Source organism: Nocardia carnea (assembly GCF_029869215.1).
GTDB classification, from domain to species: Bacteria; Actinomycetota; Actinomycetes; order Mycobacteriales; family Mycobacteriaceae; genus Nocardia; species Nocardia carnea_B.
Genome location: NZ_JARWPM010000061.1, coordinates 1 through 16181 on the forward strand (window position 1 = coordinate 1; position 16181 = coordinate 16181).

Below are 16181 nucleotides of genomic sequence, written 5' to 3' on the forward strand. Positions count from 1 at the left end.
TGTTTTTCGTGGTGTCGGGGGTCAGCGCGGGCGCTCGCGACTACCTCTATTCTGGTGTTCTTATCTTCGACGGGTTTATGCTTCTCTTGGGGGTGTGGGGCCGGTGGGGGGTGCGGGGCTTGTTTTTTGTTCCTCCCCCCCCCCCCCCCCTCATCTTCTCCTCGCGATCAGACTCCGAGGAGACCGAAGCTATCGTGCCGGGCGACCGCCGTGGCGAGCCGGCCGGTGAGATGTTCGATGATCGGGCGGTCCACCGCTCGGGTCATCGACCACAGGTAGAACCCGTACGGCAGATGCGCCCGGTACATCCACCAAGCATGCTCTCGATCCGGCGGTTCGACGCCGTACCCGGCCAGCCGGTCGAGGTAGTGGTCGAGCAGGGCGCGTTCGGTACCGGCGAGGTCGCCGGGATGCAGGACGGTCGCCAGGTGGTAGGCGACATCCTGCGCCCAGTGGCCGCACTGGACGACCTGCCAGTCGATGAGACCCGGGCTGCCGTCGGGCATTTCGTAGATATTGCCGGCATGCAGATCACCATGGACCAGGCACCGCGTGGACGCGGCGCCCAGGGTATCCATCGCGGCCATGGCCGCCAGCAGCCGGTCCGCGCGCCGCACAGGGTCCGGGATACCGCCGGCCCGGCCGTCGTCCAGCAACGGCTGGAGCTTTTCGGGGGTCATATGCCCGGCGAGCGAGGCCAGCCGCGGCGGGAACATGTCGTACTCCCGGCTGCCCCAGGTCGCCGCGTGCAGGGCGGCGAGCTGGTCGAGCGTTCCCGCGGCCCGGTCGGGGCTGTATCCCACCAGCGGATCGAGGAACCGGGCGCCCACCTCGACGAGATCGTGCATGAGCACCAGCGCGTGGCCGGTCGTCTCGTCCACGGCGGCGTGTACGCACGGCGGTGTGCGTACCGGCAGACGCCGCGCCGGCAGCCGGTAGAAATCGGCCTCGGCGCGCGAACCGCGCCGGTGCGCCGGGTTGAAGTAACCCTTGGCGCACAGTGCCGGGGGAGTCCCGGCCGGCCCGGAGTAGGTCACGCGGAAACGGAGTTTGGTGGCGACCGTTTCGATCCGCTCGACCACTTCGGTGGCGACCGGGATCGCACCGGAACCGCTGTCCAGTACACCGGTGAGCCATTCGGGCGACAGGACGACCGCTTCGTCGAACGGCGCGGGCCCGGCTGTTGTGGTCACAAGCCCTCCTGAGGTTCGGGAATCCCCACCAGTTCGCAGGCGCGCCGCAGAAATGAGTACCGCCGGGTGCCGGTGTCGACCGGTGGCAGCCGGAGCACACGCCGGGTGCGGAGACTGAGCAGACCGGCTTTGACACAGGCGAATACCTCGTGCCAGTGCAGATCGACGGCCCGTAACCCGGTCAGGTCCTGCCAGAGCTCGATCGTCTCGTCCCGGGTGCCGAGGCCGTCGAGCCGGGGGACGTCCAACCCCGTGCTGTGGGCGTCGTCGAACACCAGCCACCAGGCGAGATCAGCAACCGGACCGGCCAGCGACGCCTGCTCCCAGTCCATGACCGCGGTAACCCGGAAGTCGGGGCCGAAGGCGATATTGCCGATCCGGGCATCACCCCACGACAGGCCCGGGACGGAATCCGCCGGCCGGTTGTCGGTGAGCCACTGCAACAGCGTGCGGACCACTTCCGGAATATCGTCCTCGAGCGTCCAGTGTGCCTGGGCGGTCCAATAGCCGAGTTGCTGCTGATTGCCCGCGCTACCGTATTCGGGACGGTCGACGAAACCGACGGCGTCGACGGGCACCCGGTGGATCGCGGCCAGCTGGCCCATCGCGTCCTCCCACAGTGTCCGCCGCTGGGTGCGGGAGGCCTGCGCGAGGAACCCGGCCGAGTTGTAGACGGGCATACTCACCGGCACCGCACCGCTGACCCGGCGCATCAGGTAGAACGGCCGGCCGAGCACCGACGGGTCCTCTTCCAGCCACAGCGGTTCGGCGACCCGCACGGTACTGTGCCGGCGCAGGGCGACGAGGATATCGTGCTGGATCCGGAAGCGCGGATCGAGAAACATCTGGTGCTCGGCCGCGGGCGCGACCCGCAGCACCACCTGTTCTACTCCGCGCGCGGTATGCAGCCGGAGGAAGACGGTTTCGTTGGATACCCCCGCGCCCTGCGGGTAGGCCGGATCGTCGATCTCGACGGCGGTGACCGCGGACCGTGCCGCCAGCCACGCCTGCAGAATCGTGGCGGTGGTCTCCAGATCACGGCCTTTGGGAAAAACCGGCGCTTGCTTCATTGCTGTGCCCCGTTACTCATCAGGTGGACGACCGCCGAAAGCGGTCGAACAGAATGCCCACAATTGTTCGGTGACGGCCTCGATGTTCTCGCGCGGCGCGTACGCGAAATGGTGGTACACCGACATCACCAGGTTCACCGCCAGCCAGGCGTCGGCGGCCGGGTCGTTCGGGCGTAACAGTCCCGCTTCGGCCGCTGCCCGTAGCTCGCGCTCGACCAGTCCGGCGAACGGTTGATTGATCTGCGCCATTTCCTCCGGAAATATCTGATAGAGCCGCCAGTGCTCGGAGGTGATGAATTGCCTTGCCGTTCCACCGTCCTCGGTACGCAGCGAGCGCAACGCCGCGAGAATGTAGAAGCGCAAGCGCGCCACCGGATCCGGTAACTCGCTCGCGGCCGCCGCCATCTCCGCCATCCGGTCCGAGATCACATCCTCGAGGACGGCGAGGAGCAGATGATCCTTACTGGGGAAATGCCGGTAGAAGGTTTGCAGGGCGATCCCCGCCTCCTTCGACAATTCCTGCGTCGTGAACGCGGACCCCTTCTCCTCGATCAACCGTTGTGCGGCCGCGACGATCGCCTGCGCCTGCTCGATGGTGCGCGCCCGCGACCGGCGCACCGACTGCGATTGATCCGCGGCGCGATCGGCCCACAAGGGCGGGGACGTGATCGGGACGTCGGGCCGGTCGGGCCTCTTGGAAGTGGACACGCCTGCAGTCCTATCACGACGGGCTGAGCACGACGAGCGGGATAACCCGGCTGGTACGTGACTGATAGACGTCGTAGTTGGGCCAGTATTCCGTGGCGAGTCCCCACAGGCGCTCCCGCTCCGCCGTGGCCGCGGTGCGGGCGGTCACCCGGATCCGCTCCGCCTTGATCTGGACCTCCGCCGCGGGATTCGCCTGCAGGTTCAGATACCACGCCGGATGCTTGGCGGAACCGCCGGCCGAGGCCACTACCAGGTAATCCGCGCCGTCGCGGCCGTAAATCAGCGCCGACGTCCGCGGCCGGCCGGATTTCCGCCCGGTGGTGGTGAGCAGCAGGATATGGGTGCCGTTCCATTCGTAGCCCACCTCGCCGCCGGTTTCCCGGTAGCGGGCGACGTGGGTGGCGCCGACCAGGCTCAGGTCCGGCGGCCGGTAACCGGGTTCGTTCATCGACTCTCTCCTCATTCCAGGGCGGTTCAGCCGAAAACCACGGGTATCTCGGTGGGCCCGCGCTCGTACATGCCGATGAAGCGAGTGGGTTCGGCATCCGGGTCGGCCCGCAGATTCGGCAGCCGGTCGAGCAAGGCGCCGATGCCGGTCGTCATCTCGGCCTTCGCGACATGCATGCCCAGGCAGGCGTGGGCGCCGCCGCCGAATGCGAAAGAGGGCCGCAGGCGCCGGGTGATGTCGTATTCGTCCGGGTCGTCCCAGCGTGCGGGGTCCCGGTTCGCCGCGCCGATGCACAGGTGCAGCACCGAGCCCGCGGGCAGGTGTACGCCCTGTAGTTCGGTATCGCGGGTGACGTACCGGGAGAACATGGGATCGGTCGGTGTCCAGCGCAGTGCCTCGTCGATGGCAGGTCGCAGCAGGGCGCGGTCCGCCGCGACCGCGGCGAGTACCTCCGGGCGCTGCAGCAGCGCCGTCAGCGTGATCCCCATCTGCTTCCAGGTGGTACCGGATCCGGCCGCCAGCAGCAGGACGACGAAAGAGTGGATCTCCGCATCGGTGAGCCGCTGCGTCCTACCGTCCTCGCCTTTCAGTTCGGCTTCGACGAGCACACTGATGAGGTCGTCGCGCGGCTCCTTCCGGCGTTGCGCGACGATCGGCCGGATCAGCTCGACCACCGCCTCCGGCCGGCCGAGTGCCGCCCGGAACTCGAGTGCCTGCTCGACGGGAACCCCGAAGCTGCCGGTGATCGTCAGCACCGGGATGGCCGCGCAGAAATCGACGTTCAGTTCGGCGCGGCCGTCGGCGGCGAACCCGTCGATCAGCTGGTGCACGGTCTGCTCGATCCAGTTGCGGATCCACCATTGCGCCTTCGCGGGCACGAACGACGGCTGGACGAGTGCCCGGTAGCGCCGGTGCTGGGCCCCGTTCATCGAGATCATGCTGTTGAGGGCATCGAGCTTGCCCTCGTTGGGGTCGACCGGGGCCGGTGCGGAGGCGAAGATGTCGGGGTTGCGGTAGGCGGTATCACAGGCGGCGAAACTGAAAGCCGAGAAGTGCGGACGGTCGGGCTGCGGCAATCCGCTGAACGCCGCCGGGCCCGGATACCCGGTCAGTTCGTGCACGGTGCCCGGATGCACCTCGGCCTCGGCGCGGAGCCGATGCCATACGGGGTAGGGGTCGTCGCGGTACCCGCCTCCGGTCTGCGCCAGATAGGCGCCGCGGAGGTCGAACAATTCGCGCACCCGGTCGCGATCGAGTGTTGGTGCAGGATTCATCGATTCACCTCGCCACATAGCCGCCGTCGACCGGAAACAGGACTCCGGTGATGTTCGCGGCGCGCTCGGATACCAGGAATACCGCGGCCTCCGCACAGTCCCCGGCCGTGATCGGCCGGCCCAGTGGATGGTTGGCGGCGGTGCGTTCGGCCATCTTCGCGGTCATCTCGGCGCTGTCCTCGACACCGCCGGCCGCCATGAAACCGGTATAGGGCATCCCGGCCGGGCAGAGTGCATTGGCGCGGATTCCGAAGGGCGCGCCCTCGATCGCCACTGCCTTGGTGAGCTGGTGCACGGCGCCTTTGGTCGCGGCGTAGACGGCGCCGCCCCAGGCGACCAGGCCCGCGACCGACCCGGTGTTGAGGATGACGCCGCCGCTGCCCTGCCGTTTGAACTGGAGTACAGCGTAGGTGCAGCCGAGAAATACCCCGCCGATATTCACCGAGACCAGGCGCTGGAAATCCTGGAAGGTGTGGTCCTCGAGCGCCGCACCCAGCCGCGGTGTCGGGATACCGACATTGTTGAAGACGATATCGACATGTCCGTACTGGTCGGCCGCCGTGGTGATCAGGGCGGCGACATCCTTTTCCCGCGTCACATCGGTTTCGACCGCGACCGCGACGCCGCCGGCGGCCTCGATCCGGCGCACGGTCTCCTTCGCGTGATCGAACCGGATATCGGCGCAGACCACCGCGGCGCCTTCTTCGGCGAATCGCTGTGCCGAGGCGGCACCGACGCCGGATCCGGCGCCGGTGACCACCGCGGTCTTTCCTTCGAGCAGCACGTGGCTCACCCTTCTCGTTCGGTAACGGCGATATCGGTGATCGCCAGGCTCAGCGCCCCGGTCGGGCAGCTGTCGACGGCTGTCCGGATCTGCTCCAGCGAATCGGCCGGCGGCTCGCACAGCACCGCCAGCCCCTCGTCGTCCTGGGTGAAACTGCCCGGCGCGTACGCCGCGCAGACCCCGCAGCCGAGGCAGCGTGTCCGGTCGACCGTGACACTCCAGCCCGGCATCTCAGCCCGCTGCCCGGGCCGGCGGCTGAGCCGGGGTGAACCGGTAGAGCCGTTCGGCGTTACCGCGCAGGATCTTGTACTGCGTCGCCTCCGGGAGGTGATCGATCTGCTTCTTGACCGCATCGATGCAGTTCGGCCACGTGGAATCCGAATGCGGGTAATCGGTTTCGCACATGATGTTGTTCTCGCCGATTTCGGCGATGCTCGCGATACCGTGGGTGTCCTCGATGAAGCAGCCGAAGATGTGGTCGCGGAAGGTCTGGCGGATGTCGAGGGTGTCGAGGTCCACGCCCCGGCTCCCGGCGTGGTCGCCCCAGTTCATACCCCGCTTCACCCAGTGCCGTTGTTTGTCCAGAACCTGCTCGGCGCGTTCCAGGAAGTACGGCATCCAGCCGATCTCGCCCTCGGACAGCGCGATCTTGAGGTTGGGGAAGCGCTGGAACATCCCGCTGAACAACCAGGACAGCATCGCGCCGGAGGTCCGGGTCGCACCCCAGGCCAGGTTCGCCAGGAACGGGGCGTCCTTCGAGATCTGCGGAACCGTCGACGACGAACCGACATGCATGGATACGACCAGGTCCAGATCGTTGGCCGCGGCCATCACCGGATCCCAGTAGCCGCCCGGATCGTGGATCGTCGGCAGGCCCAGCGGGGCGGGGTTCTCCGAGAACGCGAAGGTGGTGGCGCCCTTCGCGGCACACCGCTCCAGTTCCTTCACCGCCAGCTGCGGATCCCACAGCGGGATGAGCACCAGCGGGATATAGCGGCCCGGTGCCGCGCCGCACCAGTCCTCGATCACCCAGTCGTTGTAGGCCTTCAGGCAGACCAGGCCGAAATCGCGGTCCCCGGCTTCCATGAACAGCTGGCCGCAGAAGCGAGTGATCGTGGGAAAGCAGAGCGAAGCCAGGATTCCCGCCCGGTCCATATCCTCGACCCGCGCGACGGGGTCGTAGCAGCCCGGCCGCATTTCACTGTAGGACAACGGCTTCGGGCTGAATTCTTCCTTTTCCTTGCCGGCGACCGCGCTCAACCCCGAGCTGGGGAAGCGTTTGCCGTCGTAGACCCAGCAATCCACGCCGTTGTCGTCGAATTCCATATGGGGTGCGCGGTCGCGGTCCGCGCGCGGGACGCGATCCACCCAGAGGTTGGGCGGTTCGAGAATGTGATCGTCGACCGAGATCAACCAGTCGAGTTCGAGTTCGGTGGACATGACTACTCCTTCGGGTCGGGCGGTCTTCAGCGGAGTTCGCCGATGACGAGGTGTTTGACTTCCTGGAAGGCCCGGATCCCGTCCGGGCCGCGTTCGCGGCCGAGGCCGCTCTGCTTGTAGCCACCGCTGGGGGCGTAGGCGCTGAACAGTGCGGTGTTGACATTGACGGCGCCGGTGCGCAAACGGTGCGCGATCGCGGTGGCCGCGGCCGGATCGGCCCCGTACACCTGTGCGGACAATCCGTACGGGCTGTCGTTGGCGATCCGGACCGCGTCGTCGATATCCCGGTAGCCCAGCACCGAGAGCACCGGGCCGAAGATCTCCTCCTGCGCGGCCGGGTTGCCGTTGTCGGGGACGTCCAGCACGGTCGGCTCGAAGTAGTAACCGCGCGTGAACGCCGGCGGCCGGCCGCCGCCCCGGACGACGGTCGCGCCCTTGTCGACGGCCCGGGTGATGATGCTTTCGCAGCGCTCACGCTGCGCGGCACTGATCAGCGGGCCGATCGTCGTCGCCGGATCGGCGGGCGCGCCGACCACGAGACCAGCGTAGGTCCGGGCAACGACCTCGAGCACTTCGTCCTTGTGCTCCCGCGGCACCAGCATGCGGGTCGCCGCGACACAGGCCTGACCAGCGGTACCCGCGACCACGGCCGCGGCTCCCGCCGCGACCTTGCCGATCGCATCGGCGCAATAGATCTGCGCGGATTTCCCGCCGAGTTCCAGCGCGACGCGTTTGAGGGTGGGCGCCGCCTGCGCCATGATGCGCCGGCCGATCGAGGTCGAACCGGTGAACGACACCATATCCACCGCAGGGTGCGTGGTGAGCAGTTCCGCACCGGCGGAACCGGATTCGACCACGACGCTCAGCACGCCGCGGGGCAGTCCGGCGGCATCGGCGGCGGCACCGAAGACCAGCGAGGAGATGGGGGTGAGCGGGCTCGGCCGCAGGATCACCGAATTGCCCGCGAGCAGTGCGGGGACGATTTTCTGCAGCGCCATGATGATCGCCGCGTTGTACGGGGTGATCGCGGCGACCACCCCGACCGGTTCGTGCCTGCGGAGGCTGAGTGCCACTCGTCCACGAAGCAGCTCGTCGGCGGGTACCGGATTCGACTCCTCGTGCGGCAGGGACAGATACAGGTCGATCATGCCGCGGGCCATCGCCAGTCCCGAATGGAACTGGGAGCGTTCGGCGAATACCCTCGGCTGCCCTGCCTCGGCGACCATGGTCGCCACCAGCGGTTCCCGGACGGTCTCGAGGTACGACAGCATCGCGCGCAGTACCGCCGCGCGTTCCGTGGCGGGCGTATCCGCCCATACACCGCTGTCGAAGGACCGGCGCGCCACGAGTATCGCACGTTCGATCTCGCTCAGCGGGGTGGCCGGTATATCGGCTAGGTGTGATTCATCGGCCGGGTTCTCCACTGCGAGAGTCTCTGTGCCGGATATCAGGTCGCCCGCGATATACGAGCGGTGTTCGGTGAGGATCGTGGACATGGAATCGGTCTCCTGGGTGCCTGGGCGTAGGTCTCGGGCGTTATCCGGGTTCGGTGGTGTAGGCGACGACACCGCCGTAATGCGGGGAGGACTGGCAGGCGAGGGCGGTGGTCACGCCGGCGCGGGCACGTTCTCCGGCGCGGCCGGCCAGTTGCAGATAGCACTCGAGCATCTGCGGAATACCGTGCATCCGGCCGTTTCCCAGCGCGCCACCGCCGGAGAGCACAGGCAGACCGCCGGGCCGATCGCTGTCGATGCCGCCGTCGCGGACGAAACGGTGTGCCTCGCCGGGCGGGCAGCAGCCCAGGGCTTCGAGCCAGAAGTACACGAAGGGCGAGAATCCGTCGTAGAGCTGCGGCAGATCGACCTCACCGGGCCGCCATCCGGTGGCCTCCCAGAGGCGCCGGGCCGTGACCTCCCCGCCCGTCATGATGTCGTCGAGCGGCCAATGTAGCGCCGCTCGATGCCGCGGCGGGGGGCTCTGCGCGTAGCCGGCCACATACACCGGCCGGTGCGGGAGGGCCCGGGCGCGCTCGGCGGAGGTGAGGACGAAGGCGGCCACACCGTCCACCGGCAGATCGCAGTCCAGCCGGCGAACCGGATCGCTGACCATCGGCGCAGCAAGGTATTCCGCGACGCTGAGGGGTTTTCCGTGCCAGTACGACCACGGGATCCGTGCCCCGTTCTTGCGCGCCTCGACCACGACCTCGGCCAGCGTGCCGGGATCGGCCCGGTAGCGGTTCAGGTACTCGGTGTAGGGAAAGGCGATCATCGGGAGCGGTCCGGCGAAACCCTGCGGCATCGTCCATTGCTGCGCGCCCTCGGCCGAGGTCACCGGATTGTCGTGATAACCCCCTACCGGGTTGTGCAGCGCGCGGTGCAGGAGGACGTAGTCGGCCGCGCCGGAAACGATCGCGTTGACCGCCAGCGCCACGGCGCCGGAGATCTGACCGATACCGGTGAACCCGGCGACATACCGCGGTGCGCCGCCCAGCCGGGCTGCCAGCCAGTCCGCCGACACCGTGCTGACACCGTCGGTGACCCGATGCCCACCGGCGGTCGGGAACAGTGCCGAGGCGACGAAGCCATCGATCTGTTCCGGCCGCAGTCCGGCGTCGGCGACCGCCGCCCGCGCGACTTCCACGGCGAGCGAGCCCAGCGGCCCGGCCCGCCCGCGCCGGGTGCGGCAGTGCGCGGTACCGGCGATCGCCACGCGGCCGGCGCCGCGGAACCGGCCGGTCACAACGACCTCCGCGGTGCCACGGTGAACGCCGGGATCGCCGTCCCCGCCGCGATATCCTCGAACGCCACCCGCACCTCGAGGCCCTCGGACAGTTCGGTCTCGGGTCCGTCGAGCAGCCGTCCGATCATCCGCAGCTCAGGTTGTTCGGCGAGTTCGACATCGACCAGCAGATAGGGCACCTCGCCGGTGAAGCCGAGCAGGGAAGCCCGGCGCACGATCGTCCAGGACCGGACGACGCCCCGGCCGCTGACCTTTTCGAAGCGGAACGAGGGCTCGGTGGTGCCGCAATGCGAACAGAGGAGACCGGGCGGCAGGTCGAATCGATGGCAGCGCGCGCAGCGGGCCAGCGCGAGTTCGTGCCGGGCCGCGGCAGCCCAGTACGGCGCGGACAGGTCATCGGGCACCGGGATCGGGCGGGTGGTCGTCACGGGACCACCCCCGCGTCCTTGAGTTCGGCGATATCGGTCCAGGTGTAGCCGAGTTCCAGCAACAGTGTCTCGGTGTGCTCACCGTGTTCGGGCGCTCGCCGCAGGGCCGGTGGGCGCTCGTCGAACTGGACCGGCCCGGTCGGCAGCCGGTACGACTGACCGGTTTCGGTTTCCACGACCCCGAGATAGTCGTTGGCCAGCACCTGGGGATCGGAGAGCAGTTCCTCGATCGACTGCACCGGCGCCCACGGCGCGTCCAGCCGCGCCAGCAGTTGTTTCCATTCGGCGAACGTGCGGCGCGCGAATTCGGCGTCGAGTTCGGCCACGCAGTCCGTGCGGTGCGTCGCTCGCGCTCGCATATCCGCGAAGCGCGGGTCGTCCCGCAGGTCGGGCCGTTGCACCAGCTCACAGAAATCCGCCCAGTACCGATCGCCTTGCAGGAAGACGAGCTGGATATGGCGGTGGTCCTTCGTGCGATAGGTGCCCACGAGGGGGTTGACCGGAGTCCCGCGCCCGGATACCGCGACAGGGGAGTTACCCGCCAGCGCCGCGAGCACATCGGAGGACAGCATCCACATGGCCGTCGCGAGCAGCGAAACATCCACCACCGATCCGCGGCCGGTGCGGTGCCGGCGCAGTAGCGCGGCCGCCATCGCGAAACCCAATGCCATGGCGCCGTTGCGGTCACCCATGGCGCCCCGTTGGCTGATCGGATACTCCCGGTCGAGCGGGGTGAGTACGTGCGCGGGCCCGCCCTGCGCCCAGAACGCCGAGGAGTCGTACCCGGGTTTGCCGGACTCGGGGCCGCGTACGCCGTAGCCGTGACCGCGGGCATAGACGAGCCGGGGAAACCGCCGGGTGAGTTCGTCGGCATCGAGCCCGAGCCGGCGCAGTGCCGCGGGCCGGAAGTTCGTCAGGAACACATCGGCGGTCGCGAGGAGTTCGTCGAGCAGTTCCCGGCCCCGATCGGTGCCCAGATCGAGCGAGATCGAGCGTTTACCCCGATTGGCCAGAGCGACCGAGAGGTTCACTCCACCGCTGTCGGAACCGATGCCCTGGGTGGCGAGGTTACGGTACGGGTCGCCGTCGGGCCGTTCGACCCGGATGACATCCGCACCCCAGTCCGCGAGCAGTGCACCCGCTACCGGGACGAACACCCACTGCGCGAGTTCCACCACGCGTACCCCGCTGAACGCATCACTGTCCATCGCGCACCTCCGCGTGTGTAGAACGAGAATCTACCTAACTGTAGAACGAGATTCTCGTTTGCGGAGCAAAATGGTTCCGAAAAGCGCCGGACCGCCGGCGAACGTATCGGCGGCGGCCCGGCGGAGGGGGTTCTGTGGTGTGGTTCAGGCCGCCTGTTCGATGGCGGAAGGATGGCTGGTGAGCGGCAGGATGTCGATCGTCATGTAGGGGAAGAGCGGCAGGTTCCACAGGATTTCGTGGAGCTCGGCGGGGGAGTCGACGGCGAAGACGCTGATGTTGCTGTACTGCCCGACGATGCGCCAGATGTGGATCCATTTCCCGGCCCGCTGGAGTTCCTGGGAGTACTTCTTCTCGCGGGCGACGATATCGGCGCGGACGGCGTCGTCGAGGTCGCGGGGGATATCGACGTCCATCCGGACGTGGTAGAGGTGCATGGGTCTCGTTCCTAGTTCCGGGTCCACCGTTTGACGGCGTCCATGTTCAGTTCCACCCCGAGGCCGGGGCCGGTGGGCAGGTGTACCTGTCCGTCGCTGTAGCGCAGCGGTTCCTGTAGCAGTTCCTCGCTGAACAACAACGGTCCGAAAAGTTCGGTGCCGAAATCGATTCCGGGTTCGGCACAGGCGAAATGGATCGAGGCGGCGGTGCCGATGGGGCCCTCGATCGAAGTGGCGCCGTGGCAGGCCAGGCCCGCGGCGCGGGCGACCGCGACGACCTCGCGGCTGCGGCGCAGGCCGCCGCATTTGGTGGTTTTGACCGCGATCACGTCGGCGGCGCCGCGGCGGGCGACCTCCAGGGCATCGTGCGGGGTGTGCACGCTTTCGTCGGCCATTACCGGGATGGGCAGCAGGGCGTTCAGTTCCGCCAGAACCTCCAGCTGCTCACCGGGGGTGGGTTGTTCGATGAGCTGGACCCCGCCGTCGGCCAGCCAGGGCAGATGGCGCAGTGCGGTGAGCCGGTCCCAGCGGGCATTGAAATCGACCCGGACGCCGGCTTGCCCGGCGAGGGCCTCGGTCACCCGCAGGACGCGTTCGGTGTCGGTGGCCGGGTCGAGTGCGCCCATTTTGAGTTTGAAGCTGAAATGCTTGCGGGACTCGATCTTCTCCCGGGCCTCGGCGATGATCTCCTCGACCGGCGCCGAGCCCAGCGCCCAGGTGACATCCACGCTGGTGCGGAAGGCTCCGCCCAGCAGAGTATGGACGGGGACGTCCAGGCAGCGGGCCCAGGCATCGTGCAGCGCGATATCGACCGCGGCCTTGGCGAAGCGCGCCCCGGCCACCACCCGTTCGATATCGGCCATGATGCCGGTGATCTCGTCGACCCGGCGCCCGATCAGCACCGGAACCAGGTACCGCTCGACGACGGCCTGCATCGTCTCGACCGATTCACCGCCCCACCACGGGCCACCGGGTACCACGCCCTCGCCGTAGCCGGTGACACCGCCGCCGGTGGTGATCCCGACCAGCAGGATGGGCTGCGCGTCCATCGAGGTGGTGGCGAACTTGTGCGGCCGTACCAGCGGCACATCCAGGACGGTGGTCTCGACCGAGACGATCGACAGGTCTGACATCGAAACTCTTTCTCGCGGCGGAACGGTTCAGGCGGGGTCGAGCGCGAAGTCGTAGGTGACGCGGTTGACGCCGTCCTCGCCGGTGACCGGGTCGAGTATCAGTTCGGGTTTGGTGGCCGAGGCGACATCGCTGTCCAGCCATTCGCCGCCCCGGAAATACAGCTGGGTGGTCACCGATTCCCGGCCCGGTGCCGAGACGATCAGGTGCAGGTGCGCCGGGCGCCACGGGTGGCCGTTCTGTGCGGTGATGAACGCGCCGGTGGGGCCGTCGGTCGGGATCTGGTAGGGCGCCGGCTGGATGGTGCGGATCGAGTACCGGCCCTCGGCGTCGGCGATGATGGTGCCGCGTAGATTCCATTCCGGCAGGTGCGGGGCGAACTGCGAGTAGTAGCCGTCGGCGTCGGCGTGCCAGAGTTCGACCTTCGCGCCGCCGAGGCCGTTGCCGTCGAGATCGGTGACCCGGCCGGAGAAGATCAGCGGTGTCTGCTCGCGGTCCTGTGCGCGCATCGGCAGCTCGCATTCGGCCGGCAGTTCGGGTGCGTCCGGAACGTAGTAGGGGCCCTCGATACTGCCCTTGGTGCCCTTGCGGCTCCGCGCGAGCACCTCCTCCACCGCGTGTTCGATGAACACGTCGAGGAACAGCGGCCATTCGCCGCCTTCGCCCACGTCGATCAGCCACTGCTTGAACACGCGGTACTCGGGATAGGTGACGCCGTGCTCGAGGATCACCTTGTGCAGGGCGCCCAAGGCGTCGCGGGCGATGGCGGCCAGCCGCTCCGGCGAGGTATCGGCGGTGGCCCGCTCGCCCTTGAACTTGTCGGTGGCGGCGGTGCCCGAGCCGAGGGCGGTGGGCGAAACGGATTCGGTGGTGGTCATCTGTGCTCCTCGGAGAGAACCGGGGGAAGAGAAGAAGTACGCTATGCGTACTGTACTGACGCTGTGCGTACCGATTACTGTGCGCGTGGTCACTTGGTTTGTCAAGAAGGGAACGGGAACGGGGTCGTATGAGCGAGAACGAGCGCGACTACATCCAGAGCATCGAACGCGGGTTCGCCGTGCTCACCGCGTTCGACAGCGACCGGCCGAACCCCACCCTGGCCGAACTCGCGCACGCTACGGGGCTGGCCAAACCGGTGGTCCGCCGTATCCTGCTGACATTGCAGCGGCTCGGCTACGTGGCCGGGTCCGGTCCGCGCTGGACGCTCACCCCTCGCGTGCTGAGCATCGGACAGCACTATTCGGCCACCCATACGCTGCTCGAACAGGCGATGCCGCACCTCCTGGCAGTGGCCGACGAACTGGAGGAATCCGCCTCGCTCGGCGTCCTCGACGGCGCCGAAGTGGTGTACGCCGCGCGGGTCCCGGTGCGCCGGATCATGAGCATCAACGTCTCGGTCGGCACCCGCGTCCCGGCGTACGCGACCTCCATGGGCCGCGCGCTGCTGGCGTGGGCGCCGCGGGCGACGCTCGACGAGGTGATCGCCCGCACCGAGTTCCGGCCGCTGACCGCCACGACGATCACCGATGCCGGACAACTCGAGCGCGAGCTCGCCCGCGTCCGGGAAAAAGGCTATGCACTCACCTCCGAGGAGCTGGAGAAAGGATTGATCTCGATCGCCGTACCGGTACGGGACCAGTCCGGCGCGGTGGTCGCGGTCATCGCCTGCTCGACCTCCACCGGCCGGACGACGGCCGCGGATTTCGAGCGCACCGCGAGCGCGTGTGTGTCGGCGGCGGCCGGTGAACTCAGCCGCCGCCTCGGGTGGACACCGTGACCCGGATCAGACCGTGACCCGGTAGGCGAGGATGTCGCGGACCAGCGTGCCCAGGCTCTCGGCACCGGTTTTCGCCTTGATCCGCGCCCGGTGCACATCGACGGTCTTCACGCTGGTTCCCAGCCGGCTGGCGATCTGCTGACTGGACCTGCCCTCGATGACCAGGTGCAGCACCTCCCGCTCGCGCGGGGTGAGATCCGCCAGCCGCCGCTCGACGTGCAGGCGTTCGGCGCGCTCCGCGAACGCCCGGTCCGCGGCCAGGAGCTGCTCCTGGACCACTTCGAGCATGCGCTGCGGTTCGTAGGGTTTCTCCAGGAAATCCACCGCACCGGCCCGCAGGGCGCGCACCGACATCGGGATATCGCCGTGCGCGGAACAGAAGATGACCGGAGCGGGATAGTCGCGCCGGTTGAGTTCCTCCTGTAACTGGAACCCGCTCAGGCCGGGCATCCGGACATCGACGATGACGACACCGGCCTCTTCCAGATCGGCCTCCTCCAGGAAGGAGGCCGCGGTGGCGTAGGTCAACGCGTCGATTCCGACGCTCTGCAGCAGGAACGCCAGCGATTGGCGCAGGTCCTCGTCGTCGTCGACGATATGGACGACGGGGGAGGACGTACCACTCATGCCGGACGATTCTACGGGGGACCAGGTCGGCGAAATGACCGGTGAGGTCCCGGTGGCCAGGTCGATCATGGCCGCATCAGCACCGAACTACCCGGGTAGCTGTCCGCGAAGGCATGCGGCAGCGGGGCTACGAAGACATTCTCGGTGCGGGTGCGGGTGATCTTCCAGGAGCCTTCGGTGCGCCGGAAGGTGTTGTTGAGCCGGCTCGACCGCAGGAGTCCGGTGCCGTCGGAAAACAACCACGGCTGCATATGGATCCATTGCCCGGCAGCCGAATCGCCGTCGACCCGGATCTGTTCGGAGGTGAGGTAGTGCGCGTTGAGGACCAGCGCGGGATCGCGGTCCGGAGCCCAGAACCGCGCGAAATGGGCGCGGATCGCCGCGTGCCCGTCGAGCCGGCCGAACTGGTCGTCGTAGTATTCGCCCACGCCCTCCCAGACCGCGTCCTCGGCGTAGAGCTCCATGATGAGGTCGATCCGGTGGGCATCGTCGGTGACGCCGAATTCGGGGCACGGGGTATCGCACAGGAACATGTAGCGCGCCTGCAGTCGACGTATCTCGGCTTCGGCTTCCAGCGTCTCGACCCGGCGGGTCAGCCGCTCGATGGTTTCGCTCTCGGTCATGATGTCCCTCCGGATCACAGGACGACGGTGACGGTCTCGGCTTCGGTGCCGGCGAGGATGCCTCGTGGCCGGGGGGGTAGGGCGCGAGAACCGCCCGGAATACCCCCCCCGGGCTAGTTCCGCCGGGGCGGTGGGTGGGGACGGGGCGGGGGGGGGGGCGGCGCCCCCCCCCCCCCCCGCGCCTCTGCTAGTTTAGGGTGTGGCCCCCCCCTACCCGGGGGGCGCACGCCACTGTATTACACCGTTTGGCCAAATGCCCGGCGCGGGGGCGCCGCGCCGCACCGACATAAAAGACC

Annotated in this window: 18 protein-coding genes and 1 pseudogene; 2 read left to right on the plus strand and 17 right to left on the minus strand. The window is 68.1% G+C overall.

The features are described from left to right. Positions 1-54: 54 nt before the first annotated feature. A pseudogene (locus QH276_RS35440) lies at positions 55-150 on the plus strand (hypothetical protein); the annotation flags it as partial. A gap of 17 nt (positions 151-167) precedes the next feature. On the opposite strand, the gene QH276_RS02680 reads toward QH276_RS35440, so the two are convergent. The 15 genes from QH276_RS02680 to catA all read right to left on the minus strand — a co-directional run bounded on the left by QH276_RS02680 (position 168) and on the right by catA (position 13736). Then, positions 168-1193, minus strand: a complete 1026-nt coding sequence (locus QH276_RS02680) for a phosphotransferase family protein (protein WP_280397628.1) — start codon at positions 1191-1193, stop codon at positions 168-170. Beyond that, complete coding sequence (locus QH276_RS02685) at positions 1190-2263, minus strand: phosphotransferase family protein (RefSeq protein WP_280397627.1); 1074 nt, start codon at positions 2261-2263, stop codon at positions 1190-1192. The genes QH276_RS02680 and QH276_RS02685 overlap by 4 nt, the downstream gene beginning before the upstream one ends. A gap of 12 nt (positions 2264-2275) precedes the next feature. After that, positions 2276-2971: a TetR/AcrR family transcriptional regulator gene (locus QH276_RS02690; protein WP_280397626.1), complete on the minus strand. Its 696-nt coding sequence runs from the start codon at positions 2969-2971 to the stop codon at positions 2276-2278. A gap of 13 nt (positions 2972-2984) precedes the next feature. After that, entirely contained in the window at positions 2985-3419 is a 435-nt protein-coding gene (locus QH276_RS02695) for a nitroreductase family deazaflavin-dependent oxidoreductase (protein WP_280397625.1), read from the minus strand. A 26-nt stretch (positions 3420-3445) separates the two neighbouring features. Then, positions 3446-4693, minus strand: a complete 1248-nt coding sequence (locus QH276_RS02700) for a cytochrome P450 (RefSeq protein WP_280397624.1) — start codon at positions 4691-4693, stop codon at positions 3446-3448. Positions 4694-4697: 4 nt separating this feature from the next. Continuing rightward, entirely contained in the window at positions 4698-5477 is a 780-nt protein-coding gene (locus QH276_RS02705) for an SDR family NAD(P)-dependent oxidoreductase (RefSeq protein ID WP_280397629.1), read from the minus strand. 5 nt (positions 5478-5482) lie between these two features. Further along, positions 5483-5707, minus strand: a complete 225-nt coding sequence (locus QH276_RS02710) for a ferredoxin (protein ID WP_280397623.1) — start codon at positions 5705-5707, stop codon at positions 5483-5485. A 1-nt stretch (position 5708) separates the two neighbouring features. Continuing rightward, on the minus strand, positions 5709-6917 hold the full coding sequence (locus QH276_RS02715) for an amidohydrolase family protein (RefSeq protein ID WP_280397622.1): 1209 nt from the start codon (positions 6915-6917) through the stop codon (positions 5709-5711). A 26-nt stretch (positions 6918-6943) separates the two neighbouring features. After that, positions 6944-8413 carry an aldehyde dehydrogenase family protein gene (locus QH276_RS02720; protein ID WP_280397621.1) on the minus strand — a complete coding sequence of 490 codons (1470 nt, stop codon included), beginning with the start codon at positions 8411-8413 and terminating at the stop codon, positions 6944-6946. A gap of 40 nt (positions 8414-8453) precedes the next feature. Then, entirely contained in the window at positions 8454-9656 is a 1203-nt protein-coding gene (locus tag QH276_RS02725) for a thiolase family protein (RefSeq protein ID WP_280406586.1), read from the minus strand. Continuing rightward, positions 9653-10084 carry a Zn-ribbon domain-containing OB-fold protein gene (locus QH276_RS02730; protein WP_280397619.1) on the minus strand — a complete coding sequence of 144 codons (432 nt, stop codon included), beginning with the start codon at positions 10082-10084 and terminating at the stop codon, positions 9653-9655. The genes QH276_RS02725 and QH276_RS02730 overlap by 4 nt, the downstream gene beginning before the upstream one ends. Beyond that, entirely contained in the window at positions 10081-11292 is a 1212-nt protein-coding gene (locus QH276_RS02735) for a CaiB/BaiF CoA transferase family protein (RefSeq protein ID WP_280397618.1), read from the minus strand. Before QH276_RS02735 ends, QH276_RS02730 begins: the two co-directional genes overlap by 4 nt. Before the next feature lie 144 nt (positions 11293-11436). Then, complete coding sequence (gene catC, locus QH276_RS02740) at positions 11437-11727, minus strand: muconolactone Delta-isomerase (RefSeq protein WP_280396497.1); 291 nt, start codon at positions 11725-11727, stop codon at positions 11437-11439. Between the two features lie 11 nt (positions 11728-11738). Next, positions 11739-12860 (minus strand): muconate/chloromuconate family cycloisomerase, encoded by a 1122-nt coding sequence (locus QH276_RS02745; RefSeq protein WP_280396498.1) that lies wholly within the window; start codon positions 12858-12860, stop codon positions 11739-11741. A gap of 27 nt (positions 12861-12887) precedes the next feature. Then, on the minus strand, positions 12888-13736 hold the full coding sequence (catA, locus tag QH276_RS02750; RefSeq protein WP_280396499.1) for a catechol 1,2-dioxygenase: 849 nt from the start codon (positions 13734-13736) through the stop codon (positions 12888-12890). Positions 13737-13864: 128 nt separating this feature from the next. Here catA and QH276_RS02755 point away from each other — a divergent pair, with 128 nt between their 5' ends. Next, entirely contained in the window at positions 13865-14635 is a 771-nt protein-coding gene (locus QH276_RS02755) for an IclR family transcriptional regulator domain-containing protein (protein ID WP_280396500.1), read from the plus strand. Positions 14636-14641: 6 nt separating this feature from the next. Here the strand turns inward: QH276_RS02755 and QH276_RS02760 are convergent, their stop codons facing one another. Together QH276_RS02760 and QH276_RS02765 are read right to left on the minus strand one after the other, a co-directional pair. After that, positions 14642-15262 (minus strand): response regulator transcription factor, encoded by a 621-nt coding sequence (locus QH276_RS02760; RefSeq protein WP_280396501.1) that lies wholly within the window; start codon positions 15260-15262, stop codon positions 14642-14644. 65 nt (positions 15263-15327) lie between these two features. Beyond that, positions 15328-15885 (minus strand): nuclear transport factor 2 family protein, encoded by a 558-nt coding sequence (locus QH276_RS02765; protein ID WP_280396502.1) that lies wholly within the window; start codon positions 15883-15885, stop codon positions 15328-15330. Positions 15886-16181 lie beyond the last annotated feature (296 nt).

Bases quoted from the DNA above. Each gene is read 5' to 3' on its own strand.
- QH276_RS02685 (WP_280397627.1), bottom strand. From the start codon at position 2,263: ATGAAGCAAGCGCCGGTTTTTCCCAAAGGCCGTGATCTGGAGACCACC.
- QH276_RS02710 (WP_280397623.1), bottom strand. From the start codon at position 5,707: ATGCCGGGCTGGAGTGTCACGGTCGACCGGACACGCTGCCTCGGCTGC.
- catC (WP_280396497.1), bottom strand. From the start codon at position 11,727: ATGCACCTCTACCACGTCCGGATGGACGTCGATATCCCCCGCGACCTC.
- QH276_RS02735 (WP_280397618.1), bottom strand. From the start codon at position 11,292: ATGGACAGTGATGCGTTCAGCGGGGTACGCGTGGTGGAACTCGCGCAG.
- QH276_RS02720 (WP_280397621.1), bottom strand. From the start codon at position 8,413: ATGTCCACGATCCTCACCGAACACCGCTCGTATATCGCGGGCGACCTG.
- QH276_RS02745 (WP_280396498.1), bottom strand. From the start codon at position 12,860: ATGTCAGACCTGTCGATCGTCTCGGTCGAGACCACCGTCCTGGATGTG.
- QH276_RS02715 (WP_280397622.1), bottom strand. From the start codon at position 6,917: ATGTCCACCGAACTCGAACTCGACTGGTTGATCTCGGTCGACGATCAC.
- QH276_RS02695 (WP_280397625.1), bottom strand. From the start codon at position 3,419: ATGAACGAACCCGGTTACCGGCCGCCGGACCTGAGCCTGGTCGGCGCC.
- QH276_RS02755 (WP_280396500.1), top strand. From the start codon at position 13,865: ATGAGCGAGAACGAGCGCGACTACATCCAGAGCATCGAACGCGGGTTC.
- QH276_RS02700 (WP_280397624.1), bottom strand. From the start codon at position 4,693: ATGAATCCTGCACCAACACTCGATCGCGACCGGGTGCGCGAATTGTTC.
- QH276_RS02760 (WP_280396501.1), bottom strand. From the start codon at position 15,262: ATGAGTGGTACGTCCTCCCCCGTCGTCCATATCGTCGACGACGACGAG.
- catA (WP_280396499.1), bottom strand. From the start codon at position 13,736: ATGACCACCACCGAATCCGTTTCGCCCACCGCCCTCGGCTCGGGCACC.
- QH276_RS02765 (WP_280396502.1), bottom strand. From the start codon at position 15,885: ATGACCGAGAGCGAAACCATCGAGCGGCTGACCCGCCGGGTCGAGACG.